14 protein-coding genes are annotated in these 20,542 nt (G+C 51.6%); 11 read left to right on the top strand and 3 right to left on the bottom strand.

Annotation, left to right across the window (positions count from 1 at the left end; translation table 11 throughout):
* The first annotated feature begins 32 nt into the window (after nt 1-32).
* From resB to F608_RS36540, 7 genes are all read left to right on the top strand, one after another.
* On the top strand, nt 33-1,391 hold the full coding sequence (gene resB, locus F608_RS0100640; protein ID WP_027362326.1) for a cytochrome c biogenesis protein ResB: 1,359 nt from the start codon (nt 33-35) through the stop codon (nt 1,389-1,391).
* Nucleotides 1,392-1,408: 17 nt separating this feature from the next.
* Nucleotides 1,409-2,242, top strand: a complete 834-nt coding sequence (gene ccsB, locus F608_RS0100635; protein WP_027362325.1) for a c-type cytochrome biogenesis protein CcsB — start codon at nt 1,409-1,411, stop codon at nt 2,240-2,242.
* Nucleotides 2,243-2,524: 282 nt separating this feature from the next.
* Entirely contained in the window at nt 2,525-3,190 is a 666-nt protein-coding gene (gene qrcA / locus F608_RS0100630; RefSeq protein ID WP_022663679.1) for a menaquinone reductase multiheme cytochrome c subunit QrcA, read from the top strand.
* 42 nt (nt 3,191-3,232) lie between these two features.
* Nucleotides 3,233-5,353, top strand: a complete 2,121-nt coding sequence (gene qrcB, locus F608_RS0100625) for a menaquinone reductase molybdopterin-binding-like subunit QrcB (protein WP_027362324.1) — start codon at nt 3,233-3,235, stop codon at nt 5,351-5,353.
* Nucleotides 5,354-5,385: 32 nt separating this feature from the next.
* Complete coding sequence (qrcC, locus tag F608_RS0100620) at nt 5,386-6,240, top strand: menaquinone reductase iron-sulfur cluster-binding subunit QrcC (RefSeq protein ID WP_022663678.1); 855 nt, start codon at nt 5,386-5,388, stop codon at nt 6,238-6,240.
* A 28-nt stretch (nt 6,241-6,268) separates the two neighbouring features.
* The gene (gene qrcD / locus F608_RS0100615; protein ID WP_022663677.1) at nt 6,269-7,516 is read left to right on the top strand and encodes a menaquinone reductase integral membrane subunit QrcD; all 1,248 of its coding nucleotides are present in this window, start codon (nt 6,269-6,271) and stop codon (nt 7,514-7,516) included.
* Between the two features lie 12 nt (nt 7,517-7,528).
* A complete protein-coding gene (locus F608_RS36540) occupies nt 7,529-7,687 on the top strand; it encodes a hypothetical protein (protein ID WP_022663676.1) in 159 nt (52 codons plus the stop codon).
* 528 nt (nt 7,688-8,215) lie between these two features.
* On the opposite strand, the gene F608_RS0100605 is transcribed toward F608_RS36540, so the two are convergent.
* A complete protein-coding gene (locus tag F608_RS0100605) occupies nt 8,216-9,067 on the bottom strand; it encodes a PEP-CTERM sorting domain-containing protein (protein ID WP_022663675.1) in 852 nt (283 codons plus the stop codon).
* Between the two features lie 351 nt (nt 9,068-9,418).
* On the opposite strand from F608_RS0100605, the gene ptsP reads away from it, so the two are divergent.
* From ptsP to F608_RS34275, 4 genes are all read left to right on the top strand, one after another.
* Complete coding sequence (gene ptsP, locus F608_RS0100600; RefSeq protein ID WP_022663674.1) at nt 9,419-11,680, top strand: phosphoenolpyruvate--protein phosphotransferase; 2,262 nt, start codon at nt 9,419-9,421, stop codon at nt 11,678-11,680.
* Between the two features lie 275 nt (nt 11,681-11,955).
* Nucleotides 11,956-12,576 (top strand): TetR/AcrR family transcriptional regulator, encoded by a 621-nt coding sequence (locus tag F608_RS0100595; RefSeq protein WP_022663673.1) that lies wholly within the window; start codon nt 11,956-11,958, stop codon nt 12,574-12,576.
* 84 nt (nt 12,577-12,660) lie between these two features.
* Entirely contained in the window at nt 12,661-14,472 is a 1,812-nt protein-coding gene (locus F608_RS0100590) for an acyl-CoA dehydrogenase (protein WP_022663672.1), read from the top strand.
* A 200-nt stretch (nt 14,473-14,672) separates the two neighbouring features.
* Nucleotides 14,673-17,222 (top strand): ATP-binding protein, encoded by a 2,550-nt coding sequence (locus tag F608_RS34275; protein WP_022663671.1) that lies wholly within the window; start codon nt 14,673-14,675, stop codon nt 17,220-17,222.
* A gap of 42 nt (nt 17,223-17,264) precedes the next feature.
* Here F608_RS34275 and F608_RS0100580 read toward each other — a convergent pair whose 3' ends face one another.
* The gene (locus F608_RS0100580; protein WP_022663670.1) at nt 17,265-18,809 is read right to left on the bottom strand and encodes a 2-isopropylmalate synthase; all 1,545 of its coding nucleotides are present in this window, start codon (nt 18,807-18,809) and stop codon (nt 17,265-17,267) included.
* 119 nt (nt 18,810-18,928) lie between these two features.
* Complete coding sequence (gene cimA, locus F608_RS0100570; RefSeq protein WP_022663668.1) at nt 18,929-20,530, bottom strand: citramalate synthase; 1,602 nt, start codon at nt 20,528-20,530, stop codon at nt 18,929-18,931.
* Between the last annotated feature and the right edge of the window lie 12 nt (nt 20,531-20,542).

Genomic DNA, 20,542 nt, shown 5'->3' with positions numbered 1-20,542 from the left:
CTCATCAATTTAAACGATTGGAAAGAAAAGATTTGGAAAAGAAACAAACCATACCCGATCAGATCTGGCAGTTTTTCAGTTCAGTTAAACTGACCGTTTATACCTTGCTCCTTCTTGCACTCACCTCCATTATCGGAACGGTGGTGCTTCAGAACGGAGCGCCTGCCCAGTATATCCGGCTCTACGGCAGGGGCATGACCAACCTCATCCTGGCCCTGGGCCTGGACGACATGTACCATGTCTGGTGGTTTCTCCTTCTCCTTGTTGTCTTGTGCATTAATATTCTTGTCTGTTCCGTGGAAAGACTCTCCCATACCTGGAAAATTATTTTTCCCAAAACCATAAAAGTGAATCCGGACCGGTTCAGGAAATTGAAAACGAGTCATGGTTTTGATTCCGGTCAAGGGGTAGAGGCTCTGGCTGAATCCTTTTCCGGGATCCTGTCCAAAAAAATCGGGCCGGTGATCCGGACGGATTCGGAAAACAGTATTGGGCTTTACGCTGAAAACGGCCGTTGGACCCGGATTGGTGTCTATCTGGTTCATGCCAGTGTCCTTCTTCTGCTTCTGGGGGCCCTTATCGGTTCTGTATTCGGGTTTAAGGCCGATCTGAAACTGGACGAGGGCGAAAGCGCAGATGCCGTGGTTCCAAATCAGACAAGGATTCCTGTCCCCCTGGGATTTACGATCAAATGCAATGAGTTTGAGGTGAAATTTTACGACACAGGGGCACCGGAAGAGTTTCGGTCCAACCTGACCATCCTTGAGGGGGGCAGGGAGAGCTTTACCACGAATGTCCGCGTCAACCATCCCCTGCGCTACAAGGGCATCAATATCTTCCAGTCTTCTTACGGGGCCGCATCCCCTGAATCGGCCGTCTTCACCATTCTTGATAATGAGACCCAGGAGGAAATCCACCGGGAGATCCGGCTGGGAGAAGCCGTGGACCTGCCCGGTTCCCAAGGCAGTTTTACCTTTCAGGGGTTTCTGCCCCACTTTGATTTTCAGGGGCATAACCTGGGCGAGGCCTTTTTCGGCAAAATAGATATCCGGAACGGGGAAAGCGTTCAGATCGCCCTGCCCACCCGTTTTCCCACCTTTGACAAGATGAGGAAGGGAAGGTTTGCCGTGGTTGTCAAGGATTTTGAGCAGCGGTTTTACACGGGTCTCCAGGTGACAAAGGACCCGGGGGTCTGGTATGTCTATGCCGGATTCATCCTCATGATCCTGGGATGCTGGGTTACTTTTTTCATGGCCCATAACACCTATTTTATAGAGATTGCCCGGACCCGGGAGGGGGGATCCCGGATCCTTGTGGCCGGGAAAACCAACCGCAACCCCCAGGGGATGAAGCTTACACTCAAAAAGCTGGTTCGCAGGTTAGAAAAATAAAGGATATATATATGGTTATCAACAGTTCTTTTGCTTTATCATCGGCCACTTTCATCTACGCTCTGACCTCTGTATTCTATATCGGTTCATTTGCCTTTAAGAAGAATATACTGGCAAGGGCAGGATTCTGGGTTCTATTGGCCGGGCTGATCTTCAACACCGCCGGTATCATCCTAAGGTGGGTGGAATCCTATCAGATGGGATACGGCCATGCTCCCTTTTCCAATATGTATGAATCCCTGGTCTTTTTTTCCTGGACCGTGGCCGTGCTCTATCTCTTTGTTGAACTCAAGTACCAGGAAAGCATCATCGGCGTGTTTGTCTCTCCCCTGGTCTTTCTGGCCATTGCCTACGCCTCTTTTGATCCCAGTGTCAGCTCAAAGATTTCTCCTCTGATTCCGGCCCTGAAATCCAACTGGCTTATTGCCCACGTGATCACCTGCTTTCTCGGATATGCCGGGTTTGCCGTAGCCTTTGGATTCAGCATCATCTACTTTGTCAAGCCCAGAAACCCGGCCCCGGGATCCATATCCTCCCGTTTGCCTGCCTGGGATATTATCGACGAACTCACCTACCAGATGGTGGTGTTTGGATTTCTTTTTCTGACCATCGGGATTATCACGGGAGCGGTATGGGCCAACTCGGCCTGGGGAAAATACTGGTCCTGGGATCCCAAGGAAACCTGGTCTCTGATCACCTGGTTTGTCTATGCCATATTCATGCATCTGCGGCTCATGAGGGGGTGGCACGGGAAGAATCTGGCACTTGTCTCCATAGCGGGTTTTCTGGCGGTCCTGTTTACCTATTTCGGTGTCAATTATCTATTGTCCGGACTCCATAGTTACGGGTAAAAACGATCCGGTTCAGTTTTTCTTTGGCAGGGGAGAATATTTTCTAAATATTCTCCCCTGTTTTATTTCGGGCCCGGGTCTGTAAAGGGATGGCATCCCGGGTAATTTACTTGACAACAAAACAAGATCTTAATATAGAATAACGCTAATTGCCCCAGCGTAAGAATCTATTTGGACGTATTGCAGACAGTCTTGAATCCTGTCCGCAAAAAAGATAAGTCCGGGGACCTCCGGACAATAGGTGATAGGTAACATCAACATTTTAACTTTGATGGAGTTTTCATGAGCGAAATAGAAAACAAAGCGGGTTCCATGGATGGTGCGGGGGACGGCGCTGCCGGAGATCCACAGGATGACAAGGGCCTAGGTCTTGGGGTCATCTTTTTCCTAGTGGCATTTTTGATATGCTTCTTGTCCGGCTGGCTGCTTTTTCCCAAGTTGCTCTATTCGAAAAAAGAGCAACCTTTTAACTTTAACCATGAGTTGCATGTCGACGAAACCGGTGACTGTGAAACCTGTCACTTCCTGAGGGAAGACGGTACTTTTTCAGGGATTCCCAATCTGGAAACCTGTATGGAATGCCATACGGAGGAGGCCATGGGGGAAACCGAGGATGAGACCGTTTTTGCCGAAGAGTACGTGGCAAAGGAGAAAGAGGTTCCCTGGTATGTTTATTCAAAACAGCCTGACTGCGTATTCTTTTCCCACGCGGCCCACATCAATGCCGGCGGCATGGAATGCGTGACCTGTCACGGCCACATCGGGGAGTCCACCTTTTCCAGACCCTACGAGGAGAACAGGCTTACCGGCTACAGCCGGGATATCTGGGGCAAGAACATCTGGGGAATCAAAAAGAATTCCTGGGATAGGATGAAAATGGATGACTGCGCAGAGTGTCACAAGGAAGAGACAGGCCATCAGGGCTATTGTTTCCAGTGCCACAAGTAATCCGCCTGACACAAGAATTTCGAACTTTAAGAGGATTGATTTATGAAAGTTGATAGAAGAAGCTTCTTGGGATTGGGACTTGGCGCAGCGGCCGGTGTCGCGGTTTCCCCTGTGGGAATCAAGTTGACGGATGATTCATCCATCTGGACACAGAACTGGCCCTGGACTCCTGTTCCCAAGGACGGAGAAATTTCATATGACAGCTCGGTCTGCAGTATCTGTCCTGGAAACTGCGGAATCAGCATTAGAAAAATAGACAAGAGGCCCGTGAAAATAGAAGGACAGGAAGGATACCCGGTCAATGACGGAGGCGCCTGTCTCCACGGGATTGCCGGCCTTCAATACCTGTACGATCCGGCCCGGGTCAGACAGCCCCTGAAGAAAACCGGGGATACGTTCCAGCCCATTTCCTGGGACGAGGCCATCACCCTGATGTCGGACAAACTGGCCGTGATCCGGGACAAGGCCCCTGAAAGGCTGGTCTGTATCGGAGATAAAAATACAGGCTCTGTTCCCGGGCTTTTCAAACATTTTTTAACGGCATTCGGGTCCCCCAACTACTATGCCATGCCGGGTCTTTCCACCTATCTTGAGCTGACGGCCCAGACCCTTCACGGTGCCGGCTATACCCTGGGGTTTGACCTTGAAAATGCCGATTTTGTACTGAGCTTCGGTGCCGGCATCATCGAGGGATGGGGATCTCCTGTATCCTGTTTCAAGGCCAATGCCTCACGGAAAGAGCGGCATGCCAAGCTCTATCAGATCGAACCCCGGCTTTCCAATACGGCGGCCAATGCGGACAAGTGGATTCCGGTTACCCCGGGTTCCGAAGGGGATCTGGCCCTGTCCATGTGCGGCGTGCTCCTGGGAAAAAATCTCTTTGATTCGGGTTTTGCGGCCAACTTCAGAGGCGGGTTCAATAAGTTCGTGGCCATGGTCCGGAACGAATATGCGCCTGAAAAAGTAGCGGCAGCTACCGGGATTTCGGCCGAGGATATCGAGAAAACTGCCCTCATGTTTGCCAGGGCAAAGGCCCCTGTGGCCGTTCCGGGCAAGGGCAGGGGAGCAGGGGCCCAGAGCCTCAAGGAATTTGCCGCCATTCATGTTCTCAACTGCCTTACGGGGAACATCAATAAAAAAGGGGGCGTCTTTGTCATGCCCCAGGACGAATACCTGAGCTTTCCCGATCCGGTCATGGATGAAATTGCCGAGGCCGGTGCCGGCAAGGACAAACTGGCCGGCTCGGTCAGCGACCTTGTGGCCAGGCTGAACAAAGCCTCCTCCCCGGCTGTGGAAGGACTTTTGGTCTACAATGCCAATCCCTGTTACACCCTGAACAATCCCAAAGAGGTCAAGCAGGCCTTTGAAAAGATCCCCTTTGTTGCAGCCTTTTCCTCCTTCCTGGATGAGACGGCCATGGCTGCGGACCTGGTTCTGCCCATGAGCACCTTCCTGGAAAAAACCGAAGATGTGCCGCCCAGCCCGGGCCTGTCAAAGAGTATCATCGGCCTTGGCCGGCAGATCATCGATCCTGTATTCCATTCAAAATCACCCGGGGACGCCCTTATCCTTCTGGCGAATGGACTTGAGGGCAGCATTGCCGAGAGTTTTGAATGGGATTCTTATTCAGACTGCCTGGAAAGCCTGGCGGCAGATGTCTGGGATACCCTCAGCGAAGAAGGGCACCTGGTGGTCTCTGAAGAGCCTCCTGCCGGTCTTCCCGGAGTGGATTTCTCTTTTCTTTCCGACAACCCGGAAACCATGGAACCCCAGGGCGACGGCCCGCTTATCCTGGTCCCCATCGACAATATGCGGCTGACCCAGAGCGTTCCGGCCTCTTCTCCCTTTGCCGTAAAAACGGTTTCCGACCGGATCCTTTCCGGAAAGGATATCCTGGTGGAGGTCAATCCTGCAACGGCCAAGGGATTCAAGGACCAGAGCCTGGCCACCCTGACCACCCCTGCGGGATCCGCAAGGGTGAGAATCAATCTCAACGAGGGGATCATGCCCGGTGTCATTGGAATGGCCAGAGGTCTGGGCCACACCTTTGACAATAAATTTGTCTCCAATAAGGGTGTGAATGTGAATGAGCTGATCGGCCCGGTAATTGAGGCCGGATCAGGACTGGATGCCGCCTTTGGAATCCGGGCCAAGCTTTCCTAGGCCTAAATGAATAAAAATCTTAAGAGGTTCTGATGATACACGATAAAAAAGCACATAAGTTCGGAATGGTTATTGATCTGGACAAATGCACCGGATGCGGCTCCTGCATGGTATCTTGCATGTCAGAGAATAATGTTCCGTTTAAGGAGGATGAGTCCAGAAAAAAGGACAGCATCACCTGGATGCGGGTTTATAAACTGACCAATAACAAACCCTTTCCAGATACAGAGGTGGTCTACATGCCCAGACCCTGCCAGCATTGCGGGGGCAAGGGAGACCACGGCCATTCCCCCTGCGTCTCCGTATGCCCGGCCACGGCCACGGATTACGGGCATGACACGGGAATTGTCAGCCAGATCTATACCCGGTGCTTCGGATGCCGGTACTGCATGGGGGCCTGCCCCTACCATGCCAGGTACTTTAACTGGTGGGACCCCACCTGGCCCGAAGGCATGGAAAATTATCTTAGCCCCAATGTATCCCCCAGGATGCGGGGGGTGGTGGAAAAATGCAGTTTTTGCTACCACAGGTACCAGCTGGCCAGGGAAAAGGCCTATGTGGAAGAGCGTGAAATCGAGGAAAAAGAGTATCAGACGGCATGCACCACGGCATGCCCGGCAGGGGCCATCGTGTTCGGCGACTTAAACAATCCCTCCCACGAGGTTCACCAGATCGTCAAGCCGGATCCCCATCCCGATCCCATGAACAGGCACGTGGTGGGGAAATCCAGAAATCCCAAGGTTTTCAGGCTCCTTGAGCGCCTGGGCACCAATACCAAGGTCTATTACATGTCTGAACGGGAATGGGTCAGAAAGGCCGGGGACAATTACCTTGACGGTGAATGGGACAAGGTCAAGAACCATCACGGGTCTGCATCCCATGAATAATTTTTCAAAGACTTAGGAGACAAACACTATGGATTCTGCATTAATACCCGAAGGTGCCAAAAGGTGCTCTTTTCCAAAGTTTATGATTGGGATAGCCCTGGTCGGTGCCGTACTGCTCTGGGGGGTCTTTGCCATGCTGCTGTGCTGGTTTAAAGGCCTGAACCAGACCAATATGAACGATTATTACGGGTTTGCCCTCTGGATCTGGGCCGACCTTGCCGTTATTGCCGTAGGAGGCGGTGCTTTTTTCACCGGCCTGCTCAAGTATATATTCAAGGTGGATGAGCTGAAAAACATCATCAACTTTGCCGTGATCATCGGGTTTATCTGTTACAGCTCGGCCCTTTTGATCCTGGCCATTGATATCGGCCAGCCCCTGCGGGGATGGTTTATTTTCTGGCACGCCAATGTTCATTCCATGCTCACCGAGGTGGCCTTCTGTCTGTCCTGCTACTTTGCGGTTCTCACCATTGAGTTCATTCCCAATATCCTGGAAAACCGGCAGATGAACAAGGTGCCCTTTTTCCATCACCTGGCCCACAATATGCACGGGGTCATGGCTGTATTTGCCGCCACCGGCGCGTTCCTCTCCTTTTTCCACCAGGGATCCCTGGGCGGAGTGGCCGGCGTCATGTTCGGCCGTCCCTTTGCCGTAAGGGAAGGTCTTTTGATCTGGCCCTGGACCTTTTTTCTCTTTACCTGGTCTGCCGCGGCATTCGGTCCCTGCTTTACCCTGCTGGTGACAAAGATCACAGAAGCCGTCACCGGCAAAAAACTGGTGAGCGACAAAACCGTCCACCTGCTGGCCAAGATATCCGGCTGGATGATCACCACCTATATTATTGCCAAGATCATTGATACCATATACTGGGCCACGGTGACCGCACCGAGCCTGGGATTTAAGATCAGTCATTTTTACAGCAACAATGCCTTTTACGGATACTGGATCCTCTTTACAGAGATCATCCTGTGCGGCGTGATTCCCGGATTGATTCTGATCAACAGATCCACCCGGGAAAACCCGAGCTTAAGGCTTGCGGCCATTATCCTGGGGGTTATCGGGGTCTGCCTTAACCGCTGGGTCATGGTCCTCCAGATCATGGCTGTCCCGGTCATGAGTTTTGATACCTGGGCCCTCTACTTCCCCTCCTGGCAGGAAATCGCAACCACCATCCTGCCCGTGGCCTATGGAATTATTCTGATCGCGGTAACATACCGTTACCTGCCCGTGTTCCCCCAGGAACAGGAACTGAACCAGCCCCAGGCTGAACAATAAAGGAGAAGACTTATGTTTCCATTTTGCTTTGAATGGGCCTGGGACATCGGCCATGCCATTTTCTTCGGCGGATTCTGGTATGCCATCGGCATCCTGGGCGCCGGCATGACATTCTGCGTGGCCAAGGCCGCCTATGACACCATGAACGACAGCGGGGATTCGCATCATTAAAAAGTTGCCCTAGTAAGAAAAATACAGAGGTTAAAGGAAAAGCGCATTTCAGATCTTTCGGGGTCTGGGATGCGCTTTTCCTTTTTTGGGGTACAGCTTCCGGTTTCCAGCTGGTAAGATGGAAACTGTATGGCGATCCAGCCATGGAGAACATTATGTTAAACCGGTTTTTTAAAATCCCATAGGGCCTTCCACGAGGATAGCCGGCAGATGGTTAGTATATTTTGCCTGCCTGCCTGCCGATATCGTTTATTGTATAGGTGCCGCTCTCCTCTTGATCAGCGTCATTCATAATTCCTGGAAGGAAAAAACTATTTGTCGTTGATCAGGGATACAATTTCCTCGGTGATTCGAGAGTGTCGGTGGATTATTTTAATTATTTTATTGTAAGCGGATTCGGCAGTTCTGGGGGGGTAAACCATAGTTGATGAAAATGATTAAGGGATAACGAGCAAAGGGCAGGGAATTATTCCTGCCCTTTGCTTAATGGAAACTGCCCTCCGTTTATCCAGGTGTCGGTGGGGTTTTCTACTTGACTCTTCTTCTGGTGACTCCTGCCAGGCTTAAAAGGCCGAAACCAAAGAGAGCTATTGTGGTGGGTTCTGGAACTGGTGCGCTGGCCGTAGCTGTTAGCATGGCTTCAAAGCCCTCTCCCAAATCGTCCATTTCATAAGATGTTTTAGAATAATCTTCTGAGAAAATTGCTTGGGTCGCCTGGTTATAGAAGTATTCGTCATCGCCGTTTATGCCACCAACCCAGAATCTAATTTCATCTCCTATCGAAACACCTACATCACTGCCGTCCCAACCTTCGGTCCCGGTATCGTAATACAAATCGATAGTAAAGCTAAATTCGCTGATGTCAACGCCTCCAGGCTGTAGCAGTTTAGTTGAATCAGTTGTCCACCATTGTACGGATGTGCCTCCAAGTCCGTAAGGGTTTTCAATAAGGCGAAATGTCCAGCCGTCGGCAGCAGTGGCCGAAACTTCGGTGCCAGGTTTTGCAACAGCAGTTTCTCCCCATGACTTCACAGCAGGATTGTCCAGGAACCAAGTGTTAAACATGGCAATTCCTTCTCCATCATCGGTGAGAGAGCTTCTCCAAGCCAAATAATTATTGTAATCAGTTGATTGGTCATGCGGGGCCGCTGGGTTGTAAAAGGTTTCATAATATGTGCTGGCCCAAGATTTGTGGTATCTGCGGGCGTTGACTTGGGTAGCCTTGGTTTCACCGGCTACATTTTCGTCCCCAGCTTCAGATGGGTATAAATCCAATATGTCATTAGGATCAAATGTCAATGTAACCTGTGTGGCCTGAGCCATTCCATTGATGGCCAAAATAATTGCAATTGCAGAAATGAACAATAAAATTTTTTTCATCTTCCCTCCTTGAAATAGATGGATTGTTGTTGGGACTCCAATTTTTTTGGTTCCCGTAATTATAGATGCATTAATCGCCGTAAATTGCAATTTTTATGCCTAATTCCCCTTTTTATGAGGCTTGCGATAAATGAGTTTCAAAGATCGTTATGGAAAGACGATTTGCCGAGAATTAAAAATATAAATTAATTTATAAATATAATTCATAAAATGAACAATCCTATTGTGTGTAAAATTGAGTTGAAAACTTGGGAAAAAAATGTAATATTTATAAGAAAAAAAGTAATAATAGGAAGCCTTGCTCCTTTTTGAATTCTTGACCAACCGTTAACGACTGTTTCTAATATAAAAATGACACATAAGCGAGAATCCGGCCGCTTAGACCTCTTATTTAATATCAGCGAACTCACCGATCTTGTGGCGGGAAGTCCGGATATCCAGGGCTTTCTCCAGAAGGCCGCAGATCTTGTGGCCGGTCACTTCAAAGCCCATGTCTGTTCCATCTATCTTTACAATGAAATCTCAAAAAAACTGGTGCTCAAGGCGACCCGGGGGCTTAAGCCCGGGGCGGTGAACCGGGTGTCCATGAAGCCCGGGGAAGGACTTGTGGGACGGTCCTTTGAAACCCTCTCCCCTGTAAGGGAAGGCCGGGCCAGTCAAAATCCCGGGTTCAAGTACTTTAAAGAGGCCGGGGAAGAAGCTTTTAACTCCTTCTTATGTATGCCCATCAAGCGGGGAGCGGAAAAAATCGGGGTACTGGTGGTCCAGCACAGGGATGCAGACTACTTTGAGCCTTCCGATGAAAAAATTATCCGGGCGGTGGTTACCCAGCTGGCCGGGGCTGTGGAAAACGCCAGACTATTGATCGAGATCGATCAACCCAGGGAAGCTGAACCGGTTTCTGTTCCCCCCTCTTTTATCAAGGGCAGGGCGGCGGCCGGAGGGACAGGCCATGGCAAGGCTGTGATTTTGAATGAGAATCGGAAATCCCTGCTCTATGATGATTCCTTTTTTGAAAAAGAACTCACCTGCCAGGATTTTTCCCGTGCCCTTGACAGAACCCTCCAGGAGCTCACAGATCTTCAAAAGGAGTTTGCCAGGAAGCTGCCGGAAAGTGCTTCCCTGATCTTTACCGCCCATTTCATGATTTTAAAGGATAAGAATTTTACCGGAAAGATGAAAGACCTCATTGATCTGGGAAGATCCCCTTTTCAAGCGGTTCGGGAAATTGCCGGTAAATATATTTCTATCTTTTCGGCAAGCTCCCACGCCCATATGAAGGAAAAAGCCCAGGATGTGGAAGATCTGGCTGTCAGAATTCTGAAGAACCTCACAACCGGGGAAGGGGATGATGATTGCGGGAAGGACAGCATCGTCATTGCCCGTCAGATCTATCCTTCCGATATCCTGAAACTGGTGTCCGGCGGGGCCCGGGGCATTATTCTGACCGGCGGAGGGGTTACCTCCCATGTGACCATCCTGTCCCGGTCCCTTAAGATTCCTTTGATCCTTGTGGAAGAATCCAGGCTTTTGAATCTCGCCCAGGGCACAGAGATCCTCATGGACGGGGACCTTGGAAATATCTATATCCGCCCGGATAAAGAGACCCTTTCCCTTTTCAGAAGCCAAAAGAGGCTGGAAAAAAGAGTCCGGGAGGAAAAACTTGCCGGGAAAACCCTGACCCGGGACGGACAGGAGGTGATTCTTCTGTCCAATATCAATTTACTCAGCGAGATCTCCCTGGCCAAGAGACTCAAGGTGGGGGGGATCGGCCTGTACCGGACGGAGTTTCCTTTCCTGATCCGGTCGGCCTTTCCCACCGAGGGTGAGCAATATCTGATTTACAAGCGTCTTTTTGATGAGGTGGAGGATTGCCCTGTCACCGTCCGGACCCTGGATACCGGGGGGGAGAAATCTTTAGCCTATTCCAATTCCCCAGAAGAGGCCAATCCTGAGCTGGGACTGAGATCCATCCGCTTTTCCCTGAAGCACCCGGATATCTTCCGGGCCCAGATCCGGGCCATTCTCAGGGCCGGTGCCGGGAGGAAAAACCTCCGGATCATGTTTCCCCTGGTTTCATCCCTTGATGAATTCCGCACAGCAAAGCAGATTCTCAATGAGAGCATGGCCGATCTGTCCCGGGAAGAGTTCGACCACAATACCGATGTCGAAATCGGGATGATGATCGAATTGCCCTCGGTTCTGGAGATCCTGGACGGGTTTGCCCGGGAAGCGGATTTTTTTTCCATCGGCACCAATGATTTTGTTCAATATATGCTGGGGGTTGACCGCTCCAATAAAGGAGTGGCGGATTATTATCTGCCCCATCATCCGGCCGTAACCCGGGGAATTGCAAAGATTTCCCGGGCCGCTGCCTTCCACGGGATTGATGTCTCGGTCTGCGGTGAAATGGCCCATGATCCTCTCTATATTCCCTTTCTTCTGGGGGTGGGCATCTCTGCCTTGAGCGTCGATCCTCGGTTCCTGGTCCGGGTCCAGGAAATCATTTCAAATCTTTCCATGGAAGAGGCCCGGACCCATGCTGAAGATCTCTTATCCAAGAATTATGTGAAAGAGGCAGAGGCGGTTCTCCGGACCTGGCAGAATAAGTGAGAACTGAGAAGGGGTAGACAAAGAGGTTCTCCTCTCTGAGTTCAATCCTCCTCCCCATCTATTTTTGATCCTGTAAAAATTCCGGCCTGTGAATAAATGTTCATTTTTTTATTTGGGTGCCTGTTCTAAATAATTCTTAATTTTAAATGACTTATTCAAAAGATATCCAAAAAATTGAGAATGAATTAGTATTCAGTTTTTCCTTGACAAAACCCCGGCACCTGTCTATAGAATCAGTATTCTAAATTTGAAACAATGGTTTATGAATGGCTCAAATGACCCGAAAAGAGAGGGATGATCTAAGAAAACGGCAGGAGATCCTTGAAACCGCCATGGAGATATTTGCGTCCAGGGGGTTCCATTCCACCACCATGGCCCAGATATCAAAGGCCTCCCAATACCCTCTGGGTACCATTTACAAATATTTTCCCGGGAAAAAGGAGATGTACCATGACCTGGTCATTGAAAGGGTCCATGAACTGGGGCATATTTTATTTGAAATCAAACAGGACGAGAACCGCAGGGCCAGTGAAAAGCTTTGGGCCTGCATGAAGGCCCAGGCCCGGTTTTACAGGGCCAACCGGGAAGTGGTGAAAATCTATATTTCCGAAAGATCCAATATCGACGGCGTGGCCATGCCCAAACTCAACCAGAGGGTGAACCGGCTCCATGAGAAGATGGTCAGCCTGTTCCGGGATATCCTGGCCCAGGGGATTGAAGCCGGTGAAATCAAAGCCTACCCCCGGCGGGACATGGCCGAGCTTTTCAGTGATATCGTCCATTCTGCGGCCTGGGCCTCATTGTTCCGGGAAGAGGATGAAGAGGATCTTGATCAGAGGCTTTCAATGATTTTTGAAATGTTCACCCGGGGAATCATCAGAACAATTGAGAATTGAGAATTATTGAGCCTGCTTTGCAGGAGATTGTTTTTAGAATGCAAAACCCATGACTTTTATATAATTTTAAAGGAGAAACAAGCAATGGCACAATCAATCGCAGACAGAAGGGACCAGGAATTCGTACTCCACGAGATGCTGTCGGCATCGGATCTGTCTTCCCATGAGCTGTTTGAGGACTTTAATAAAAAAACCATGGACATGGTGGTATCCGAAGCCAGGAAACTGGCCGTAAAAGAGCTTCTGCCCACGAATAAGGAAGGGGATGAACAGGGATGTGTCCTGGACAAGGGGGAGGTCAGGGTGCCTGAATCCTTTCACAAGGCCTACGATCTCTACTGCCAGGGAGAGTGGGTGGCCATGTGTGATGATCCTGAGTTCGGCGGCCAGGGCATGCCCAGGGTGCTGGCCACTGCAGCCGGGGAGCTGTTTGTCGGCGCCAACTGCGCCTTTCAGATGTATCCGGGTCTGACCCACGGGGCCGGCAAGCTGGTGGAGGAATTCGGCACCGAAGACCAGAAAAAAATCTACCTGGAAAATCTCTACACCGGCAAATGGGCCGGAACCATGTGCCTTACAGAGCCTGAAGCCGGGTCTGACGTGGGCAATCTGTCCACCAGCGCAAAAAAGAACGATGACGGCACCTATACCATCACAGGCAATAAGATATTTATCTCCGGCGGAGACCAGGATCTGACCGAGAATATCATCCATCCGGTTCTGGCAAGGATCGAGGGGGCCCCCGCCGGGACCAAGGGCATTTCCCTGTTCCTGGTCCCCAAGTACAGGATCAACCCGGACGGATCCCCCGGCGAGCCCAATGACGTGGCCTGCACCGGTCTTGAAGAGAAGATGGGGATCCACGGAAATGCCACGGCATCCCTCTCCTTCGGCTCCAAGGGCAAGTGCATCGGCGAACTGCTTGGAGAGGAAAACAAGGGCATGAAGGCCATGTTCGTGATGATGAACGAGGCCCGCCTGGGAGTAGGGCTCCAGGGATTCAGCTTTGCCACCTCATCCTATATCAATGCCGTGAACTATGCCAGGGAAAGGCTCCAGGGTACGGACCTCATGAAAGTCTTTGATGCGGATCCAAAGCCTGTGGCCATTATCAATCATCCGGATGTGCGCCGTCAGCTCATGTCCATGAAGTCCAATGTGGACGGGATGCGGGCCCTTCTCTACTATACGGCCATCTGTTTTGACAGGGCAAAGACCTCGGACACCCAGGAGGAAAGGGAAAAATATGAAGGGCTCATCGAGCTTCTGACCCCCATCACCAAGGCCTATTGCACGGACAGGGCCTTTGAGGTCTGTGTCCAGGGAGTCCAGATCTACGGGGGCTACGGATTCATCCAGGAATATCCCCAGGAGCAGCTGCTCCGGGACTGCAAGATCACCAGTATCTATGAGGGGACCAACGGGATCCAGGCCATGGATCTTCTCGGCCGGAAGCTGGGCCTGAAAAAAGGCAAGCCCTTCATGGATCTCCTGGGGGAGATGAATCTGACCATTGCCGCGGCCAAGGAGATTCAAGGCCTGGAATCCATGGCCGCAAAGGTGGAACAGGCTGTAAATAAACTGGGTGAAGTGGCCATGCACATGGGCATGACCGCCATGTCCGAGAAGGTGCTGAATGCATTTTCCGTGGCCCATCCTTTCCTGGATGTCACCGGAGATGTCTGCATGGCATGGATGGAACTCTGGCGGGCAGTGACGGCCCAGCCCAAGTTGGAAAAGGCCAAGAAAAAGGATCTGGTCTTTTACCAGGGTCAGGTCAAGACCGCCGAATACTACATCACATGGACCCTGCCCGCCGCCATGGGCAAGATGGAAGCCCTGCAGACCAATATGCCGGCCATCATGGAGATGCCGGATGCGGCCTTTGCCGGATAAAAAAGGCTGAGTTAAAAAATTTGATCCCGGGCGGCCAAAGGGATTTAATAAACGGTTTCATACAAAGGTGCGGATCGGGAGACGCTTTCCCAATCCGCACTTTTATATCTCCCTTTTCCGGATTGACTTTCCAAGAGATTGACCGTATCCTCCAGCAACAACGATATGATTACGATTATTAAATTCTGGTTCATTGCTCCATGATGTCCAATATTCTTCCGTCGTCCATCGGTGCGCTGGTGGTTGCCGCCATTGCCCTGTTTCCCGGATGTTTTCACCTGGTATTATCCCTTACGATCAGAAATCAGCCCTGGAACATCTGGGGAAGCGTTCTTTCCTATGTTGTTTTCCAGCACGGGCTCTCCATTTTTTTTCAATATCATCTGAATGCCACTCCCTTTAACCGGGTTTTGGAGCATATCCAGGTCTTGGACTTTGTCCTGCTGGCCCATGCCTGCTATGAGTTCACCGTCCATTTCCTGGGGATCAGGACCCGGGCAGGCGCCCGGAAGATCCTGATCATCCATGCCGTCCTGGCCCTGATGATCTGGTGGCCGGGCCTGATAATAAAATCAGAATTCATATATCGCCATTTTTTATGGCTTTCCAGCCCCCTTGTGGAATTGCCCCTGACCCTGGCGGGCAAGGCCCTGATGGTCTATCTGATCTGTTTTGGAATTTATATATTAAGCCTGTGGTATAAAAACAAGCAGGAAGCCGGAAAAGAAGGCACCCTTTTCATGGGAGGGGCAGGTTTTCTGATTATCCTCTGCGTCCATGATCTCTTCTGCGCCTTTGGGTTTGAGTCGGTCCAATATCTCAATATTTACGGATTTCTCGGTATGTTTGCCGCCATCGTCGGCATCGCAACCATGAAGTATATTCGGGTGTACAAAGAGGTGGAGTTCTCGGCCCGGGCCCTTGAAATCTCCAGAAAGCAGCTGGAAAACAAGGTTCGGGAAAGAACCGATGAACTGGTCCGGAGGAATAAGGAGCTTCAGAATTCCATTGACCGGCTGGAGCAGGGCGAAAGACAGATTTCAATTCTGTCGGACCAGACCGAACAGTTCAGCCTGGCCGCGGCTTCCATGCTGACCATCCGGGACGAAAAAGAATTCTTCAGGACCGTATCCCATGCCATCGTTAAATACTCGGACTATAACCGGGTGATCATCTCCCTGTTCAAGTCCACCCACCCCTTCAGGGATATTATCGGGTATGCCGGCCTGGATGCCGAGGTCATCCAGCGGCTCAGGGGGGTTGAAATGCCGGCCGGCCAATACGATCACGTGTTCGAACAAGGGCATAAGATCGGACGGCAAAGCTATTATATCCCCCATGTCATGAAAGATATCCTCAAGCAGGAGGCAACCGTTTACGGTTCAGGGCCTGAACCGGAAAAGGGGGGGGGCTGGCATCCGGAAGATAATTTGTTTGTGAAAATGATCAATGAGAATGGGGAATTCATCGGCGTCATTTCCGTTGATGAATCCAAATCCGGTGGAAAACCCACCCGTGAAACCGTCCGCCCCCTGGAAATCTTTTCCAGCCTGATTTCCCAGATCCTGCTGCTCAAGAAAGAACAGGAGAAGAACCGGCAATTGGAAGAGAGGCTCATGCAGGCCCGCCGGATGGAGTCCATCGGAACCCTTACCGGAGGGATCGCCCACGATTTTAACAATATCCTGGGGATCATCATCGGGAATGCAGATCTGGGTCTGGAAAAATTATCTTCGTCAGACTCCATCCGCCTCGATCTTGAAACCATTAAGACCGCCGCCAACCGGGCCGCAGGTATTGTCGGACAGCTTCTCAGCTTTGGGAAAAACAATGCCGCGGATCTGAGGCCGGTGAGGGTGGGCCGGGTGCTGGAAGAGGCTGTGGGACTGATGAAATCCACCATGCCGGCAACCATTGAGATTAAAAATGAATGTTCGGCCGAATCTGCCGTGATCATGGCGGACCCGGTCCAGGTCAACCAGGTGTTTTTAAACCTGGGCTCCAATGCGGCCCAGTCCATGATCGATCAGACGGGAAGAATCATTTTTTCCTGTATTCCGGTGGAGGTCGTCCGGGAACAGATCCGGGACCTTCCGGATCTCAATCCGGGAACCTATGTAAAGATTGCCATTTCAGACTCCGGTGCAGGGATAGAGCCTGGGATTCTGGACCGGATCTTTGAACCCTATTTTACAACAAAGGATTTTGGAAAGGGTTCGGGTATCGGTCTGGCAGTGGTTTACGGAATTGTGAAAAATCATAAGGGGTTTGTTACGGTCAACAGCCGCCGGGGCAGGGGGACCACCTTTGAAATCTACTTCCCCCTGGTGGACAAAGCGCCGGAAGATCCGGAAGACCAAACCATGCCCCTGGAAACCGGGAATCTGGAAAGAGTATTAAACGTGGACGATGACCCCATGCTCCTGAATATGATGGGAAAGATGCTCCATTATCTCGGGTATCATGTCACAGATGTGTCCGATCCGGTCAGGGCCCTGGAGATGTTTAAAAAGGATCCGGACGGCTTTGACCTTGTCATCACCGATATGACCATGCCCAGGATGTCCGGAAAGGTCCTGGCCCAGGAGATTATAAAAACAGACCCTGGTAAACCCGTGATCATCTGTACAGGCTATAACGATACCATTCAGGGAAAAACCGCCCGGGACCTGAACGTATCCGCCCTGATGATGAAGCCCGTCAGGATTCATGTTCTTTCCCGAATCCTGAAAGAGGTTCTGGATCAATAAATTATCCAGGGGACGGTTTTCCGTCCCCTGATCGATTATAGGCTAGACCAGCCGCTCTTCCTTGGGAGGATGGGCCTTAAGGTATTCCAGGCGGTTGAGCCCGTTGATATAGGCCAGGGCACTGGCCGTGATGATATCAGAATCAGATCCCTTGCCCAGGGCCACGATTCCGTCTTCCTTGAGCCTTACCGTGACCTCTCCCTGGGCATCGGTCCCTTCGGTCAGGGCGGAAATGGTGAACCTGAGCAGTTCCGACTTGGTGTCCGTGAGTTTGGAAATTACATTGTAGACCGCATCAATGGGGCCTGTGCCCTCCAGGGACCCCTGGACCGGGCGGCCGTTGATCATGAGCTGGACACTGGCCGTGGGAAATACGGTATTCCCGCTCAGGACGTGGATATACTCCAGGGTGAACACCTCGGAACTTCTCAGCACGCCTTCGTTGATCAGGGCCTCGATATCCTCGTCCTGAATCCGTTTTTTCTTATCTGCCAGGGTTTTGAATTTTTTAAATACAAGATTGACTTCATCCTCGGAGAGTTCATAGCCCATCTCCTGGATATGGGCCTTCAGGGCATGGCGGCCGGAATGTTTGCCCAAAACCAGACTGTTGGTGGAGATCCCCACGGTTTCGGGTTTCATGATCTCGTAGGTCATGGGGTTTTTCAAGACCCCGTCCTGGTGGATGCCTGCCTCATGGGCAAAGGCATTGGCTCCCACAATGGCCCGGTTGGGCTGGACCAGAATCCCGGTGATCATGCTGACCAGCCGGCTTAAAGGATAGATCTTGGTGGTGTCGATCCCCGTGGTCTGGGGAAAGAAATTGGGCCGGGTGTTCAGGGTCATGACCACCTCCTCCATGGAGGTGTTGCCGGCCCGCTCGCCGATTCCGTTGACGGTTACCTCCACCTGGCGGGCTCCGTTTTTAACGGCAGCCAGGGTGTTGGCTGTGGCAAGCCCCAGGTCGTTGTGGCAGTGGACGCTTAGGATCGCCTGGTCGATATTGGAAGTGTTTTCCATGACGTATTTGACCAGATTGCCGAACTCCTCGGGAATGGCATATCCCACGGTATCGGGCAGGTTGATGGTGGTGGCTCCGGCCTCGATCACGGATTCGAACACGGTGCATAAGAAGTCCGGGTCGGATCGGGACCCGTCTTCGGCGGAGAATTCCACGTTATCGGTCAGGGTTTTGGCCAAACGGACCGATTCCACGGCCTGTTTCAGAACATCGGCCGGCTCCATCTGAAGTTTGTATTTCATGTGAAGTTCAGAAGTGGCGATAAAGGTATGGATCCTTGGATGGGCTGCATTCTTTATGGCATCCCACCCCCTGAGAATGTCATTCTTGGCGGCCCGGCACAGGGCCGCCACCTGGCATTTTTTCAGGGTATCTGCAATGGCCTTGACCGCCTCGTAATCCCCCGGGGATGCGGCCGGAAATCCCGCCTCAATGACATCCACTCCCAGGGTTTCCAGCTGGGTGGCGACGCGGAGTTTTTCCGCCTGGTTCATGCTGGCCCCCGGGGACTGCTCCCCATCCCTCAATGTGGTGTCAAATACGATAATCCTTCTGTGATCATTCATTTTTTTTGCCCTTTGTATTCTGTTATGAATCCTATCCGGCATCTGGAACCGGCCATTCTTTTCTGAGAATTTGAGAAAAGCTCGGCTTTCCCCGAATCTAAAATCTTCATCCTAAAATCTTAATTTCCCTTGTTCCCGTTGGTTGCCCTGTCATCCAGGGAAAGCTTGTACTGAAAACTGTCGACAAGGGCCTGCCAGCTGGCTTCGATGATATCTTCGGACACCCCGATGGTGGAAAAGATATTCTGGATGTCCCTGGATTCTATGAGGACCCTGACCTTGGCATCTGTGCCGTCGGACCCGTCAATGACCCGGACCTTGAAGTCCACCAGGCGCATGTCCTCGATCTGGGGATAGATGGTGCTCAGGGCCTTTCTCAGGGCGTTATCCAGGGCCGAAACCGGTCCGTCCCCCTCGGCCGAGGTGATCTCTGTCTCATCCCCCACCCGGATCTTGATCATGGCATGGGAATAGCACGGCTTTTCCTTGTCCTTTTCCACCACCACCCGAAAGGATTCCAGATCAAAATAGGATTTATACTGCTCGGTAATCTTTTCCATGATCAGTTTCAGGGAACCTTCAGCCGCGTCAAATTCAAAACCGTCATCCTCCAGCTCCTTGATGGTGGCAACGATCTGGCGGTGGGTAATATCGTCATCTCCGATATTCACACCCAGCTCCCTGGCCTTATACTGGATATTGCTCTTGCCCGACTGCTCGGATACCAGAACCCTTCTGACATTTCCCACCAGCTCCGGCCGGATATGCTCATAGGCCCTGGAGTTTTTCATTACCGCGGACACGTGGACACCACCCTTGTGGGCAAAGGCTGATTTTCCCACAAAGGGCCGGGTGCTTACCGGCGGCATATTGGCGGTTTCAGAGACGAACCGGGACAGGTTCTGCAGTTTGGCCAGGTTTTTTTTGTCCATGCAGTCCCGGTTCATCTTAAGGGCAAGGATGGGGATGATGGCGGTCAGGTCGGCATTGCCGCATCTTTCCCCGTATCCGTTAATGGTGCCCTGGACCATGGACGCCCCGGCATGGACCGCGGTGACGGCATTGGCAACGGCCATGGCGCAGTCGTTGTGGGTGTGGATGCCAATGCAGATCCCCTGGGTTTCTTTGAAATGCTCCTTTACCTCCCGGGTGATGGTCTCGATTTCACAGGGCATGGACCCGCCGTTGGTATCGCAGAGGACCAGGGTGCGCGTGCCTCCCTCAACCGCGGCCTCCAGGGTCTGCATGGTGAAATCCGCATCGGATTTATACCCGTCGAAAAAATGCTCTGCGTCGTAGATCACCTCCCGGTCATGTTTCAGAAGATAGTCAACGGACTGGGAGATCATGGCCAGGTTTTCTTCCCGGGTATTGTTCATGATCTCCATGACATGCAGGTCCCAGGATTTGCCGAAGATGGTAATGACCGGGGCTTGGGAACGGATCAGGGCGTCAAGGTTGGCATCCTGGTCACAGGTGTGGCCGGGCCTCCGTGTGGAACCAAATGCAGCTATCCTGGCGTGGGTAAAGCTCTCCTGCCGGGCCAGCTCAAAAAAATGCTGGGCCCCGGGGTTGGAACCGGGCCATCCCCCTTCAATGTAATGGATGCCGGCATCATCCAGGCGCCGGGCAATTTTGAGCTTGTCTTCCGGGGAGAAGAAGATATTCTCTCCCTGCATGCCGTCCCTGAGGGTGGTGTCGTAAAGAATTGTTTTTTCCATGTCCCCCCCTTT

Origin of the sequence: Desulfospira joergensenii DSM 10085 (assembly GCF_000420085.1) — a bacterium.
Lineage (GTDB): Bacteria > Desulfobacterota > Desulfobacteria > Desulfobacterales > Desulfobacteraceae > Desulfospira > Desulfospira joergensenii.
Note: the sequence above shows the minus strand (reverse complement) of the source record. Positions and strands in the feature narration are given on the sequence as shown.

Coding starts and splice junctions, on each gene's coding strand:
- qrcA (WP_022663679.1), top strand. CDS start 2,525: ATGAGCGAAATAGAAAACAAAGCGGGTTCCATGGATGGTGCGGGGGAC.
- qrcB (WP_027362324.1), top strand. CDS start 3,233: ATGAAAGTTGATAGAAGAAGCTTCTTGGGATTGGGACTTGGCGCAGCG.
- qrcC (WP_022663678.1), top strand. CDS start 5,386: ATGATACACGATAAAAAAGCACATAAGTTCGGAATGGTTATTGATCTG.
- qrcD (WP_022663677.1), top strand. CDS start 6,269: ATGGATTCTGCATTAATACCCGAAGGTGCCAAAAGGTGCTCTTTTCCA.
- F608_RS36540 (WP_022663676.1), top strand. CDS start 7,529: ATGTTTCCATTTTGCTTTGAATGGGCCTGGGACATCGGCCATGCCATT.
- F608_RS0100605 (WP_022663675.1), bottom strand. CDS start 9,067: ATGAAAAAAATTTTATTGTTCATTTCTGCAATTGCAATTATTTTGGCC.
- ptsP (WP_022663674.1), top strand. CDS start 9,419: ATGACACATAAGCGAGAATCCGGCCGCTTAGACCTCTTATTTAATATC.
- F608_RS0100595 (WP_022663673.1), top strand. CDS start 11,956: ATGACCCGAAAAGAGAGGGATGATCTAAGAAAACGGCAGGAGATCCTT.
- F608_RS0100590 (WP_022663672.1), top strand. CDS start 12,661: ATGGCACAATCAATCGCAGACAGAAGGGACCAGGAATTCGTACTCCAC.
- F608_RS34275 (WP_022663671.1), top strand. CDS start 14,673: ATGATGTCCAATATTCTTCCGTCGTCCATCGGTGCGCTGGTGGTTGCC.
- F608_RS0100580 (WP_022663670.1), bottom strand. CDS start 18,809: ATGAATGATCACAGAAGGATTATCGTATTTGACACCACATTGAGGGAT.
- cimA (WP_022663668.1), bottom strand. CDS start 20,530: ATGGAAAAAACAATTCTTTACGACACCACCCTCAGGGACGGCATGCAG.